The organism is Terrabacter sp. AAH1 (assembly GCF_054456855.1).
The window spans coordinates 47422-61136 of record NZ_JBTJJV010000012.1 but is presented as its reverse complement, the minus strand read 5'-3'; the positions used below and the strand labels follow the sequence as shown (position 1 = coordinate 61136).

Here is a 13715-nt window from a genome sequence, read left to right as displayed (position 1 = left end):
CTACTGGTCAGTTCGGACCAGTAGGACGTCCTCGTGATCGTTGCCACCCTCACCCTCTCGGGCGTGGGCAGCCTCCTTCGGGGCGCGCACCGTGCCAGGCCCCGGCTGGTCCCGGAGGAACGACTCCACGCTCTTGCGCAACGGGCGCGCGAAGGGGCGCTCCACGAGACGCTGGATGAGCCAGGCAAGCAGCACCACGGTGAGCAGGGCGAGCCCCAGCACCAGTTCGTCGGCGAACTGGGGTGACAGCTTCGAGATGACGAACCATCCCCAGAACTCGTGGATGAGGTAGAGCGGGTAGGTCAGCAGCCCGAGCGCAGTGGCAAGGGGCCAGCGGAAGCTCGCCATCGAGGTCGTCGTGGCGAACGCGACCGCCAAGAAGGCGAGAAACACGACGGCTGCGACGACGAAGGGGCTCAGCGCGGCCGACATAGCGGCGTACTTGGCGGAGTCATCGACGGCCAGCGTCACGGCCCAAGCGAGCTGGAAACCGCACAGACCTACCAGGGTCAGCGTCCAACCTTCTTGTCGGGCGAGGAACACGAGCATTCCCGCCGCGAAGAACGGAGCCCAGTCGGCGATGAGGAGACCGGCGACGAGGTCGCTGCCGGTGATGCGGGCGAGCGCCCCGACCACGGGCCACAGCATCGCGAACGCGATGACGCGGTTGCGCGTGATGCCGACGAGCAGGAAGAGGCCGATGAGCACGTAGAACCGGAGCTCCACCCAGAGCGTCCAGTAGACGCCGTCGACATCACGCACGCCGAACGGCGCCTGCACCATGGTGAGGTTCATCAGTACCTCACGCGGGCCTACGTGCTTGAGGCGTGAGCCGGCGGAGATGAGGAGGGCACCCGTGGCGAGCACGGCGACCCAGTAGGCGGGGAAGAGTCGCGCGATGCGCGACGCCACGTAGCCGGGCAGGTCCCGGCCCCAGGCCGTCATGAGGATCACGAAGCCGGAGACGAAGAAGAAGAGTTCCACGCCGAGGTAGCCGTACTTCGTGAACTGGTGCAGTGTCGGGAAGATCTCGACGGTGCGCTCGGGCCACGCAGGCCCCGAGCGGGCGGTGAAGTGGTAGAGCACGACCGCGGCTGCCGCCACGAACCGCAGCAGGTCGAGCAGGGCGAGACGCGAACCGCCTGATGGCGTGCGTCGCCCGCTGACGGGGGCGGGTGGGGACGGAAACATTTCGCGAAACTTACCGAGCCTTGCACACTTCCGGCGAATCGTCTCGCCGCCGAATCGGCCGCCTTCCGACTCTCCGTCCCACGATGAGGACACGCGCTCCCACCTGCCGGACGCGCGTACGTACACTCGCGAGTAGGTCATGAGTGCCAGCGCCAAGCCCCGGCTCGCTGGCCGGCAACCCTCCCACCGCGGCGGGGTGCCCCGGGTGAGGACCTGGCCCGTCGACGCCATCCGGCGCTCGGGCAAGCGCGGAGAGCTCCTCTCCCGCACCGACCCGTCGGTGCGCCGGCCCGATCACCCGTCACGGGCCCGGTCATCGACACGACTGAGGAAGAGCACACGAGAGATGACCGAGCCCAACTGGTCCTTCGAGACCAAGCAGATCCACGCCGGCCAGAGCGCCGACAGTGCCACCGGGGCGCGCGCCCTGCCGATCTACCAGACCACGAGCTACGTCTTCAACGACACGGACCACGCGGCGAACCTGTTCGGGCTCAGGGAGTTCGGCAACATCTACACCCGCATCATGAACCCGACGACCGACGTCGTGGAGCAGCGCATCGCCGCTCTCGAGGGCGGCGTGGGCGCGCTCCTCGTCGCGTCGGGCCAGTCCGCCACCACCTTGGCCCTGCTCAACATCGCCGAGGCCGGTGACCACATCGTCGCGTCGCCGAGCCTCTACGGCGGCACGGTGAACCTGCTGAAGTTCACCCTGCCCAAGCTCGGCGTCCAGGTGAGCTTCGTCGAGGACCCGACGTCGATCGACTCCTGGCGCGCGGCCGTGCGGCCCAACACCAAGGCGTTCTTCGGCGAGACGATCGCCAACCCCAAGGCCGAGGTGCTCGACATCGAGGCCGTGGCCGGTCTCGCCCACGAGGTCGGAGTGCCGCTCGTCGTCGACAACACCATTGCGACCCCGTACGTCATCCGCCCGATCGAGTGGGGCGCCGACGTCGTCGTGCACTCCGCGACGAAGTACCTCGGCGGCCACGGCACGTCCATCGCGGGCGTCATCGTCGACGCGGGCCGGTTCGACTACGCCAAGGACGCCGAGAAATTCCCCAACTACAACACGCCCGAGGAGAGCTACCACGGCCTCGTCTTCGCGCGTGACCTCGGCGTCGGCAGCCCGCTCGGCGCCAACCTCGCCTACATCCTCAAGGCCCGCGTGCAGCTGCTGCGCGACCTCGGCCCGTCAGCGGCGCCCTTCAACGCGTTCCTCATCGCGCAGGGACTCGAGACGCTGTCGTTGCGCATCGAGCGTCACCTGGAGAACGCGGCCAAGGTCGCCGCCTACCTCCAGGCCCACGACCAGGTCGAGCGCGTCGTGTGGGCGTCCTTGCCCGACAACCCTTCTCACGCGAACGCGCAGAAGTACGCGCCCCGCGGGGCAGGTGCCGTGCTCTCCTTCGAGATCGCCGGCGGACTCGAGGCGGGCAAGAAGTTCGTGGAGGCGCTGACGCTGCACAGCCACGTCGCGAACATCGGCGACGTGCGCTCCCTCGTCATCCACCCGGCGTCGACGACCCACTCGCAGGGTCCGGAGGAGGACCGTCTGGCTGCGGGCGTGACTCCCGGCCTCGTGCGCCTCTCGGTCGGCATCGAGAACATCGACGACATCGTCGCCGACCTCGAGCAGGGCTTCACCGCCGCGAAGGCCTGACACCCGGAACACCGGGGTGTGGCGGATCGGCACGGCTGGCACCATGTCGGCCATGCCGATCCGCTACCCCGCCCCGCTCCGTCCCGGCGACCGCATCGGCGTGACGTCGCCGAGCTCCGGTGTCGGCGACGCCCTCTGGGGGCGGTTCACGTATGCCGTCGGGTGCCTTCGCGACCGCGGCTTCGACGTCGTCGTGGGCGAGCTCAACCACGCGCCCTCCCACGTGAGCGGGCCCCGCGAGGCGCGCGCGGCCGAGCTCATGTCGATGCTGCTCGACCCGACGATCAGGGCCGTCGTGCCACCCTGGGGCGGGGAGACGGGCATGGACCTGCTCGACCTGCTCGACCTCGACGCGGTCGCGGCCGCCGAACCGACGTGGTGCGTCGGCTTCTCCGACACGTCGACCTGGCTCACACCACTCACCCTGGCCACGGGCATCGCGACGATCCACGGCCAGAACCTCATGGACACCCCGTACCGACTGCCCGACGGCATCCTCCACTGGGTCGACGTCGCCTCAGCCATCCCCGGCACGGAGCTCGAGCAGCACTCCCCCGGCCGCTTCCGCTCGACCGGCTGGGACGACTACGCGGCCGACCCGAGCGTCTCGGAGATGACCCTCGAGGGACGCGGCACGTGGACTCGCATCGACCCGGGCCACGAGGGCGAGGCCGCAATGCTGGCCGGCCGTGTCGTCGGCGGCTGCGTCGAGACGATCGGGTTCCTCGCAGGCGGCCGCTACGGCGACGCGAACTCCTTTGCGGCACGGCACGCCCCGGAGGGTCTCGTCGTCGTGCTCGACATCTGCGAGTGGGGCTCGTACGACATCTGCCGCACGCTGCACGCGATGCGCCTGCACGGCTTCTTCGAGGCGGCCAGCGGCGTGCTGGTGTCGCGCACGAACGCTCCGGGTCGCGACGGCTTCACCCAGCACGACGCCGTCCGCGACGCCCTGGGCCTGCTCGGCGTGCCGATTCTGGCCGACGTGGAGTGCGGGCACGTCGCGCCCAACCTCGCGCTGGTCCAGGGCGCCTCGACGACCGTCGTGCACGACCCCGTCGCGGGCACGCACACCATCACCCAGCGCCTCGACTGACGCCGGGTCGCGACTGACGCGACCCTCAGCCGACCACCTCGTCGACGAAGCACCACCGCCACGACTCCCCGGGCTCGAGCGAGCGCATGACCGGGTGAGAGCTATCGTGGAAGTGGGCGGACGCGTGCTTGAACTCCGAGGAGTCGCAGCAGCCGACGTGCCCGCACGCCAGGCACAGGCGCAGGTGCACCCACGTCGTGCCGTCGCGGAGGCACTCCTCACACCCTTCCGGGGTGCGGGGCTCGGAGCAGGCGTCGCTCTCCTGGAGATGCTCACACGGAGCCTCGATGGTGTCCACGGGCAACATCTCACTTTCTGCCAGTCGGTTCTCCTGGTCCTCGAGGCGGTCGAGCATCGTCTCCTCGAGGTCGAGGGCGCCGAGCACCGTGCGCAGCACGACGTCGTCGGCACGCCCCTCGTCACGCAGTCGCAGCACCTCGCTGCGCTCCGCGTCGAGCATCTTCAGCCGCGCCCTGCGGTACTGCGTGCTCGGCGGCTCGACCCCGTCGAGGCCGCGCGGCCCGAGCCGCTCCCACAGCTGGTTGACCCGCACGGACGCACGGTCGCGCAGCATCTCCTTCGTCGACTCGTCGACGTCGGACATCCCGTCGAGCAGCTCGAGCCCCGACCGGGTGGCCGCCTGCAGCACCGTCGCGGCCTGCAGCGCGTCCTCACGCGGGTCGGGCCCGCGCACCCCGAGGCGCCGGGCGACCCACGGCAACGTGGTGCCCTGGATGAGGAGCGTGCCGATGGTGACGACGACGGCGATCAGCACGAGCACGTCACGGTGTTGGGTCTCGAGGGGCAGCAGCAGCGCGGCGGCGAGCGTCACGACGCCCCTCATGCCCGCCCACGACAGCACCCCCGAGTGCGACCACGGCGCCTCGGCCTCGGCGCGCAGGACGTGGGTGCGCACGTAGCGGAACGGGAAGACCCACAGTGGCCGGAGCAGGAGCACCGCCACCAGGGTGCCGACCGCCGCGAAGGCGATCCGGCCGGCGGAGAGGTCGGAGCTGCGGACGTCCTGGAGCACGTAGAACACCTGCAACCCGATGAGCAGGAAGACCGCGTTCTCGAGCAGGAACTGGATTGACCCCCAGTTGATCCGCTCGCTGAGGCGCGAGGCTCCCGACTGGGTCGTCGGCGACTTGTGGCCGAGGATCAGGCCCGCCGTGACGACGGCGATGACGCCCGAGGCGTGCACCTCCTCGGCGGGCACGTAGGCGGCGAAGGGCGCCATGAACGACAGCACGGTGTCGAAGGCCGGTTCGGTCGAGAACCGCTTGCGCAGCACCACGATCACCAGCGAGACGACGAAGCCGATGGCTGCACCGCCGAGCGAGGCCCAGAGGAAGTCGAGCACGACTCGGCCGAAGGTCACGTCGGAGGCGACCGTGCCTGACGCCAGACCGGCCGCGGCGAGAGCGGTGCGCAGCGACACGAGCGCGGTGGCGTCGTTGACGAGCGACTCGCCCTCGAGGATCGACACGAGGCGGCGCGGCAGCCCGATCCGGCGACCGACCGCCGTTGCCGCCACGGCGTCGGGCGGAGCGACGACCGCGCCGATCGCGAAGGCGACGCCGAACTGCACGTCGAGCACCAGGCTGAGGAAGACCGCGACCCCGAGAGCCGTGAAGAGCACGAGCCCCACGGAGAGCCCGAGGATGACGGCCCGGTTGTTGCGGAAGTCGACGAGCGAGGTCTGGATCGCGGCGGCATACAGCAGCGGGGGCAGGATGCCGAGCAGCACCACATCGGGGCTGAGCGCGACCTCGGGCACGAACGGCAGGTAGGACCCGGCGATGCCGAGGACGATGAGCACGAGCGGCGCCGGCAGCTCGAAGCGGTCGGCGAGCCACGCGCCGCCGAGGACGGTGGCCGCGATGGCGAGCAGCCCGATGGCGATCTCCACGACGACATCCTGCCGTACGCGGCTCTCGTGCTGTCGCTCCCTTTCGCGTCAGGCGAAGAAGGAGCGCACGGCCTCGATGACGCGGTCCTGGTCGGTCTCGGTCAGCTCGGTCGCGCACGGCAGCGACAGGCCGCGCCCGAAGAGCCCGTCGCCGACGGCCCCGCCGAGCACCGGCGCGGTGAGGAACGGCGGCTGGGCGTGCAGCGGCCGCCACAGGGCGCGCGCGCCGACGCCGCGGGCGTGGAGGTGCTCGAGGAAGTCGTCACGGCCGCGGCCGTCGCCCTCGGGCACGAGCACCGAGTACAGCCAGTAGGTGGCGTCCAGGCCTTCGACGCGCGGCGGCAGCACGAGCGACAGGTCGGCGAACGCCGCGTCGTAGCGGGCCGCGATGCGGTGCTTGGCCGCGACGAACTCGTCGAGCCGCTCGAGCTGCGCGAGGCCGAGGCCGGCGGCGAGGTTGGTGAGGCGGTAGTTGTAGCCGACCTCGTCGTGGAGGTAGCCGACGTCGGGCACCTTCGCCTGCGTCGTCAGGTGCCGGGCCCGGGCGGCGAGGTCGTCGTCGTCGGTGACGATCATGCCGCCCCCGCCGGTGGTCGCGATCTTGTTGCCGTTGAAGGAGAAGCAGCCGATGCGCCCGACCGTTCCGGTGTGCCTGCCGGCGTAGCGCCCGCCCGACCAGGTGGCCCCGAGCGACTCAGCGGCGTCCTCGAGCACGGGTATGCCGTGCCGGTCGCAGGCGTCCATGAGCGGTTCCATGTCGGCGGGCTGGCCGAGCACGTGGACGATCTCGACAACCTTTGGCTGGGCCTCGCCCGCGGCGGCGCGTCGGTCGAGCTCGGCGGCGAGCAGCGCCGGGTCGAGGTTCCACGTCGTGGTCTCGGAGTCGACGAGGACGGGCCGGGCTCCGAGATATGCGATGGGGTTGACCGAGCCGACGAAGGTGAAGTCGGAGCAGACGACGTCGTCGCCCTGCTCGACCCCGAGGAGCAGGAGCCCGACGTGGATCGCCGCCGTGCCGGTGGCGCACGCGATGGCGTGCTTCGACCCGACCCGAGCGGCGAAGCGCCGCTCGAACTCCGAGACGAACGGCCCGACCGACGAGACGAATCCGGACTCGACGGCCTCGAGGACGTAGCGCCGCTCAAGCTCGCCGATGTTGGGCACCGCGAGCGGGATGGTCCCCTCGGGCCCTCGAGCGCCGGGGGCGTGCGCCTCCACCGCGGAAGCGCTGTCCGTGCCGCTCACCGGTGGTACCGCCCGGCCGTCTCGGGGTCGACGCGCGGGCGCAGCCACTCGGCGGTCGCGGCGAGGCCCTCCTCCAGCGAGACGGTCGGCGCCCACCCGAGCACCTCGTTGGCGCGGGAGGGGTCGGACAGCAGGATCTGCACCTCCGATCCCTCGGGCCGGATGCGGGCGCTCTCGGTGACGATCTCGGCGTCGCTGCCGGTGACCTTGCGGCACAGCTCGACCACCTCGCCGACCGAGACCGTGCGGCCGGTGCCGAGCTGGATCGTCGTGCCGGGCGCGACGTCGGCCAGCGCGGCTCGCACGAACCCGTCTGCGGTGTCGGTGACGAAGGTGAAGTCGCGCTTCGGGCTCACGTCACCGAGCTTCAGCTGGCTCGCGCCGGCGAGCAGCTGCGCGAGCACCGTCGGGATGACGGCACGCGTCGACTGCCGCGGCCCGAAGGTGTTGAACGGGCGCAGCGTCGTCACCGGCGTCTCGAACGACAGGGCGTACGACTCGCACATCTTGTCGGCCGAGATCTTCGTCGCCGAGTACGGCGACTGCCCCCGCAGCGGGTGCGCCTCGGTGATCGGCACCTCCTCGGGAGTGCCGTACACCTCCGACGTCGATGTGTTCACCATCCGCGGCGTGCCGTGCCGGCGCACCGCCTCGAGCACGTTGAGCGTCCCGATGACGTTGGTCTCGACGTACGAGCGGGGGGCCACGTACGAGAACGGGATCGCGATGAGCGCCGCCAGGTGCAGCACGACGTCGACGCCCTCGGTGCTCGCCATCACGTGCTCGGGGTCGCGGATGTCGCCCAGCACGACCTCGGCCTGCCCGTCGCGCACGGCCCGCTTGAACGTGTCGGACTCCTCGAGCCAGCCGGTCGAGCCGTTCGAGTTGTAGAGACAGAACGCCTTGACCCGCGCCCCGTCGGCCACCAGCCGCTCGACGACGTGCGACCCGATGAACCCGTCCGAGCCCGTCACCAGGACGCTCTTTCCCGAGACCGAGTCCTTCATGGGGACGGCCTCGAGGGCCGTCATGTCACTGTGCTGAGCGTTGGTCACGCCTGTCCTTTCGCGCGGGCAAGGTCCGTGGGGGTGCCCACGTCGATCCAATCGGTGGAAATCGGCCACGCAGCAACGGTCTTCCCGCGCTGCAGGCACATCTCAACGAGCCCCGGCATGGTACTCGGCTGCCCCTCAGGCAGGAGTGCGAGAGCCTCGGGCTCGACGGCGTACACGGCGGCGTTGATGTCGAACGACAGCGTCGGCTTCTCGACGACCCCGGTCACGCGACCACCGTCGCTCTCGACGACGCCGAAGGGCACCTCGTGCTGATACGAGCGAGTTGCCATCGTCACCGACGCCCGGTGCCGTCGGTGCGTCTCGAGGAGCGCGCTCGCCTCGAACTGGACCATGAGGTCGCCGTTCATGACGATGACCGGGTCGGCGAGGTCGGGACGCTCGGCGCGCAGCAGCGTCAGGCTGCCCGCAGTCCCGAGTGGGTTGTCCGGCTCCTCGCGCAGGTAGGAGATGCGGCAGCCGAGGCGGCTGCCGTCACCGAGGTGCTCCTCGATCTGCTCGGCAAGGTAATTGACGCTGACGTAGACGTCGCGAATGCCGTCACCGACGAGGTTGAGGATGATCCACTCGATGATCGAGCGGCCTGCGACGGTCATGAGCGGCTTGGGGGTGTGCTTGGTCAGTGCCCCCAGCCGGGTGCCCTTGCCGCCGGCCATGATGACGGCGACGTTGTCGCGTGGCGATGCCCCCACCACGTCCGAGAGCGTGTGCAGGCCCACGACGAGGCCGGTGGTCTCGACCTCCGGCACGACGGAGATGCGCACTGCGCGCATGAGATCGAGCACGAGGGCGCGGGTGGTGCCGGCGTCGACCGTCTTCGGCTCGGTCGTCGCGTGGTGCAGCGCTGGGTCGTCGAGCGCAGCGCCGTTGAGGAAGGCGCGGCGCAGGTCACCGTCGGTGAGCAGTCCGGTCAGGCGCCCTTCGTCGTCGACGAGGAGGCAGACGGACGTCGCGCTCCGGTCGATGACCTCCAGGGCCTCTCTGATCGTGGCGGTCGTCGGAGCGCACGCCGCCCGAAGGTCCCGCGAGGTCACGGCTCTCCCCTCATGTCGGTCGATGGGTCGGTCACAGCCTCGGTCGATGGGTGCGCCGGCGCACCCGCGTAGGCGTCGGCCCGCTCGTCCAGAGTGACGAACGGCTTGCGCCGGCTCCCAGACGGTGCTGAGCGAACGATATCGACGATTCGCCGGCTGGCGTCACCTGCGCCATAGGGGTTGGCGACCTTGGCGACCCTAGCCTGCCAGGCCGGCTGCAGGACGGTGCGCACCGCTTCGCGCACCGCGTCGGCCCCCTCGGCGCTGTGCAGCACGTTACCGCCGCGAAGACGGCCCAGCTGGCGGTCGCCGATGTCGACGCCTGCTGTGTGGACGGTCGCCGCCTCGATGACGCCGGAGGAGGAGTTCCCTACGACGACGTCGACGCCAGCCAGGACGGAGGGGTAGTCGCGGCCGAGCGCCTCGACGAAGGCGAACCTCTCGGGCTCGGCCGCGGCCAGCTCGGAGAGCGTCGCGAGGATCTCTTCGCGTCCGTGATCCATGCCAGGGTAGGTGGCGATGACCGTGCCGCACTCGTCGAGAGTGGCCTCGGCGGCCTCGCGGGCCCACCGGCCGACCGGGGCGTCACCGTCGGCGGTCGGCGGGTGGTAGGTGAAGAGGCCGAGGGGGCGGCGCACCTCGGGCAGCCCGACGAGCCGCGCGAGCACGTCGTCGGGAAGCGGTGTCGCCGCGGCGAGGCGGTCGAGGCCCGGAGCCCCGGTGACGTGCACGCGCTCCACCGGCTCGCCCATCTGGACGAGGCGTGCGGCGGCGTCGGCAGAGGCGGCGCAGTGCTGGTCGGCGAGCTTGCTCACGGCGTGGCGGACCCGCTCGTCGACGGCGCCCTCGGTCACTTCTCCACCGTGCAGGTGCACGATCGGCACCCCCAGCAGGAAGGCCGATGGCACGACGTACAGCAGTTCCCAGCGGTCGCCGAGCACGACGAGTACTTCGGCCTCGAGACGCGCCAGAGCCTGTCCCGTCCCGCGGGCGAGCACGGCTCCTTGCTCGAGCTGGGTCTCGACCGTGACGTCCGACATCGGTTCGGCGAGCGGGGTCACCCGCTCGCGCCATTCCAGCGGCGTCAGGAGGTCGGGCAGCGCAGCGGCGAGGTCGTCCGCGGCGTACATGACGCCGGTCAGGAGACGGAGCGCGATGTCAGGAGACTGCTCGAGCGCCTCGATGACCGGTGAGAGTGGCCCGAGGTCGGCGCGGGTGCCGACGAAGACGGCAACGGTCGTCGCGGCGGTGCGTGTCGTGCCATGGTCTGCGGGCGCGGCGGAGGAAGCGGGCGGAAGAGTCACGGGACCTGCAGGTCTTCGTCGGTCAGGGGCGCGCCGGCGGCGACGTCGCGGGCGAGTACGCGTCCGCGGATGTCGTGGGCAGGGCTGATGCCACCCTCCGGTCGCAGCAGGGCGAGGTCGGCACCGTCGAGGACCGCCCCAGCGGCCAGGTCGCTCACGGCGTGCCACGACCGACGCACCAGGACGGCGTTCTCCTGCTCGGACGGCTGACGCACCTTGTTGCCGTCGCCGAGCCCCCGGGCAAGCAGCTTGGTCTGCGCGACGTAATGTGCGAGCTCGTCCGGCTCGAGGCTGGCCATGTGGTCGGGGCCGGGGAGGGTGCGGTCGGTCGTGAAGTGCTTCTCGAGGATCGGCGCCCCGAGCGCCACGGCGCCGAGGGCGGTCGTCAGGCCGGGCGTGTGGTCGCTCCACCCCACGGGCACGCCGTGCGCGTCGGCGAGACGGGGAATGGCCCGCAGGTTGCACTCCTCGATCGGCGCTGGGTAGGCGGAGACGCAGTGGAAAAGCACGAGCCCGGGCGCCTCGGCGCAGGCCTCGACGGCGGCGGTCACCTCGGCCTCGGTGCCCATGCCGGTGCTGACGAGCAGGGTGACGCCCAGTGCCGCTATCTGCCGCAGGTAGGGCAGGTTGGTCAGCTCGCCCGAGCTCACCTTGAGGGCAGGCAGCCCGAGGGTGACGAGCATCTCCGCGCTGTCGAGGTCGAACGGCGTCGACAGGAAGGTCGTGCCGCCCTCGGTGGCGTGGTCGCGCAGTTCCTCCCAGGCACTCCTGGGCAGGGTGAGGGCCTCGAGCAGGCTGCGCTGGTCGGCGCTGCCACCGCGCTCGCGCTGGTAGGGCGTGGAGGCCGCGGCCGACGACACGAGCTTGTCAGGCGAGAAGGTCTGGAACTTCACGGCGTCGGCGCCGGAGCGGACCGCGACGTCGATGAGCTGGTGGGCCAGGTCGACGTCGCCATTGTGGTTGACCCCAGCCTCGGCGATGACGTAGACGTCTCCGGGGGTGGGGACCGCTGTCGCGGCGATGGTCACGGTCTGCACGGGAGCTCCTGGCTGAGGGACGGGGACGGGACGTCGGGACGGCGGGACCGGGGTCAGGCGCGTCGGCCGGGCGGTCGCGCCGGCATCCCGACGACGGTAACGCCATCGGGCACGTCGGCCACAACCACGGCCCCAGCCCCGACCGTCACGTCGGAGCCGACCCGCACGCCTGGCAGCACTCGGGCTCCGGACCCGACGAAGGAGCGGTCGCCGACTTCGGCGGCTCCGAGTAGGTAGGCGCCCGGCCCGAGGTGGACGCCCTCGCCGACGATGCAGTCGTGCTCGACGACGGCCCCGGTGTTCACGATGACCGCCCGCCCGACGCGGCTCGCCGGCCCGATGTGCGCGTGCTCGAGGACGGCGGTTCCCGCGCCGAGCGCGACGTCGCGCGCGACGGTGGCGGTCGCGGCGATGAGACCGCCACCTTCCCAGCCGCGGGCGGCCAGGGCGTCCATGATCCGCACCCTTGGCGCGCTTGCACCGATCGCGGGCACGACGAGGTAGCCGCGCCGGACGGCGAGGTCGAGGCCGGCGACCTCGTCGGCGAGCAACGACTGCGGCCAGGCGGCTCCGCGCGGCTCGCCCACGACAGCCAACACGATCTCGCCGCGTCTCTGGATCACGTCCACTACGGAGCGGGCGTGACCGCCGGCGCCGAAGACGACCCAGGCCTGCCCGTCGGCCCGGCTGGCCGGCTCGGTCATGCCACCCCGCGCGCTGGCACGTGGCCGATGGAGGCCGCGGCCTCTTCGAAGGCGGCGCCGACCTTGCGGATGTTCTCCGGCTCAAGGACGGCCGGCACACGCGGCGGGTCGAGCACGAGGCCCTCCCATGAGTTGCGGACGTACTCGCGCACGAACCACTTGTCGATGCGCGACTGGTCCTCGCGCAGCGACTCCCAGCCGCGGTCCTCGACAAAGCGCGGCAGGTCGTCGGGCTGCGGGATGTGCGCGACGTTGCCGAGCGACGTCCACGGCATCTTCGCTCCGGAGACGACCGGCAGGCCCAGCAGACCGGCCTCGAGTCCGACGGTACCGGTGGCGGTCACGGTGAAGACTGCCTCCCGCATGAGCTGGCGCGAGTCGGCGAACGGGTCGATCGTCGCGATGTTCGGGTGGACGTCGAACTGCGGCCAGTAATCGGGATCGCGCCGCCACATGAAGTGGGCGTGCTCCTTGACGGCCACGCCGATGCCGAGCGGTGCGAGCGCATCGGCGAGCACTCGGGCCGTGTAGGCCTGGTCGCGCCACTCCTGGCCCATCACGTCGACGCTGGACTCCGGCTGCACGTGCAGCGGCATGAAGACGAACTTCTCGGGCACGGGGTCCCAGCGGCGGGTCTGGTACTCGCGCAGGTTGAGCCGCGCCTTGAGCGGGTTGAGCCACGGGAGCTTGGCGTAGTCGCTCGGCCTGGGCAGCTGCAGGTTGCGGCCACGGTCGAGGCTGAACTCGCGGATCCGGTCGGTTGCCAGTCGCCAGATCTCCTGGCCCGACTCGACCCTGAGGTTACGGGCGAAGCCTACGGGCCGGCCCTGCTCGCTGCGCCACGTGGCGATGAACTCCTCGCCGCGCGCGATCGCGTCGGGTGCCTCGACCGTGCGCTCCCACAGGGTGATCCCGGTCGGGGTGCCGACGAGGCCGAAGCGGTCGGAGGGCAGCCGGATGCCACGCGGCCACACGGCGAGGCCGCCGTGGTGGGTGACCAGGCCGGCCGTCAGCAGCTCCGAGACGACGGTGAACTCAGCCAGGGCGAAGACTGGGCCACGTCCCTTGATGGCCGACTCCAGCTCCTCCGCGGCGAGGTTGAGGAAGTTCATCGCGGTGTCGACCCGGTTGCGCCGCACCGCCCGTTCGGACACGAGCAGGTCGAGGACGTCGAGGCCGACGCCCGCCGCGGCCCGCTTGAGCGCGGCATGGGGCGTGAGGCCCGAGACGACGTTGGCGCGGCGCGCGGCCGCGTACGGCAGGCGGACGACGGTGGCCCGTGGGGCGTGCCTGCGCACCCAGGCGAGGTTGGCCTCGGTGCGCGCCACCAGGATGAGTTCCTTGGTCTCGAAGCCGGCGTGCACGAGCGAGGGGACGAGGAGGTCGTCGTAACCCAACCCCATGTGGACCAACGGGACAACCACGAACACGACTCCTGACGTCTGGGCGAACGAGC

11 protein-coding genes and 1 riboswitch are annotated in these 13715 nt (G+C 71.1%); of the genes, 2 read left to right on the top strand and 9 right to left on the bottom strand.

All coding sequences use genetic code 11. The annotated features are described in order from the left end of the window. The gene (locus ACXR8F_RS16755; protein WP_458802159.1) at positions 1-1191 is read right to left on the bottom strand and encodes an acyltransferase family protein; all 1191 of its coding nucleotides are present in this window, start codon (positions 1189-1191) and stop codon (positions 1-3) included. Positions 1192-1326: 135 nt separating this feature from the next. After that, positions 1327-1446: riboswitch (SAM riboswitch) on the top strand. A 91-nt stretch (positions 1447-1537) separates the two neighbouring features. On the opposite strand from ACXR8F_RS16755, the gene ACXR8F_RS16750 reads away from it, so the two are divergent. Both ACXR8F_RS16750 and ACXR8F_RS16745 read left to right on the top strand, forming a co-directional pair. Beyond that, a complete protein-coding gene (locus ACXR8F_RS16750; protein ID WP_458802158.1) occupies positions 1538-2854 on the top strand; it encodes a bifunctional o-acetylhomoserine/o-acetylserine sulfhydrylase in 1317 nt (438 codons plus the stop codon). 52 nt (positions 2855-2906) lie between these two features. Continuing rightward, positions 2907-3950 (top strand): LD-carboxypeptidase, encoded by a 1044-nt coding sequence (locus tag ACXR8F_RS16745; protein WP_458802156.1) that lies wholly within the window; start codon positions 2907-2909, stop codon positions 3948-3950. Positions 3951-3975: 25 nt separating this feature from the next. On the opposite strand, the gene ACXR8F_RS16740 is transcribed toward ACXR8F_RS16745, so the two are convergent. The 8 genes from ACXR8F_RS16740 to ACXR8F_RS16705 are packed head-to-tail and all read right to left on the bottom strand — an operon-like array spanning position 3976 to position 13662. After that, entirely contained in the window at positions 3976-5862 is a 1887-nt protein-coding gene (locus ACXR8F_RS16740; protein WP_458802154.1) for a Na+/H+ antiporter, read from the bottom strand. A 48-nt stretch (positions 5863-5910) separates the two neighbouring features. Continuing rightward, on the bottom strand, positions 5911-7107 hold the full coding sequence (locus tag ACXR8F_RS16735) for a DegT/DnrJ/EryC1/StrS family aminotransferase (RefSeq protein WP_458802152.1): 1197 nt from the start codon (positions 7105-7107) through the stop codon (positions 5911-5913). Further along, positions 7104-8162, bottom strand: a complete 1059-nt coding sequence (locus ACXR8F_RS16730; RefSeq protein WP_458802150.1) for an SDR family NAD(P)-dependent oxidoreductase — start codon at positions 8160-8162, stop codon at positions 7104-7106. Before ACXR8F_RS16730 ends, ACXR8F_RS16735 begins: the two co-directional genes overlap by 4 nt. Continuing rightward, positions 8159-9214: a nucleotidyltransferase family protein gene (locus ACXR8F_RS16725; RefSeq protein ID WP_458802148.1), complete on the bottom strand. Its 1056-nt coding sequence runs from the start codon at positions 9212-9214 to the stop codon at positions 8159-8161. Before ACXR8F_RS16725 ends, ACXR8F_RS16730 begins: the two co-directional genes overlap by 4 nt. Next, on the bottom strand, positions 9211-10518 hold the full coding sequence (neuC, locus tag ACXR8F_RS16720) for a UDP-N-acetylglucosamine 2-epimerase (protein WP_458802147.1): 1308 nt from the start codon (positions 10516-10518) through the stop codon (positions 9211-9213). The genes ACXR8F_RS16725 and neuC overlap by 4 nt, the downstream gene beginning before the upstream one ends. Then, positions 10515-11555 carry an N-acetylneuraminate synthase family protein gene (locus tag ACXR8F_RS16715; protein WP_458802145.1) on the bottom strand — a complete coding sequence of 347 codons (1041 nt, stop codon included), beginning with the start codon at positions 11553-11555 and terminating at the stop codon, positions 10515-10517. Before ACXR8F_RS16715 ends, neuC begins: the two co-directional genes overlap by 4 nt. Before the next feature lie 53 nt (positions 11556-11608). Next, entirely contained in the window at positions 11609-12259 is a 651-nt protein-coding gene (locus tag ACXR8F_RS16710) for a NeuD/PglB/VioB family sugar acetyltransferase (protein WP_458802143.1), read from the bottom strand. After that, positions 12256-13662 (bottom strand): hypothetical protein, encoded by a 1407-nt coding sequence (locus tag ACXR8F_RS16705; protein ID WP_458802141.1) that lies wholly within the window; start codon positions 13660-13662, stop codon positions 12256-12258. The genes ACXR8F_RS16710 and ACXR8F_RS16705 overlap by 4 nt, the downstream gene beginning before the upstream one ends. Positions 13663-13715: the final 53 nt, after the last annotated feature.

Coding starts and splice junctions, on each gene's coding strand:
- ACXR8F_RS16755 (WP_458802159.1), bottom strand. CDS start 1,191: ATGTTTCCGTCCCCACCCGCCCCCGTCAGCGGGCGACGCACGCCATCA.
- ACXR8F_RS16750 (WP_458802158.1), top strand. CDS start 1,538: ATGACCGAGCCCAACTGGTCCTTCGAGACCAAGCAGATCCACGCCGGC.
- ACXR8F_RS16745 (WP_458802156.1), top strand. CDS start 2,907: ATGCCGATCCGCTACCCCGCCCCGCTCCGTCCCGGCGACCGCATCGGC.
- ACXR8F_RS16710 (WP_458802143.1), bottom strand. CDS start 12,259: ATGACCGAGCCGGCCAGCCGGGCCGACGGGCAGGCCTGGGTCGTCTTC.
- ACXR8F_RS16705 (WP_458802141.1), bottom strand. CDS start 13,662: ATGGGGTTGGGTTACGACGACCTCCTCGTCCCCTCGCTCGTGCACGCC.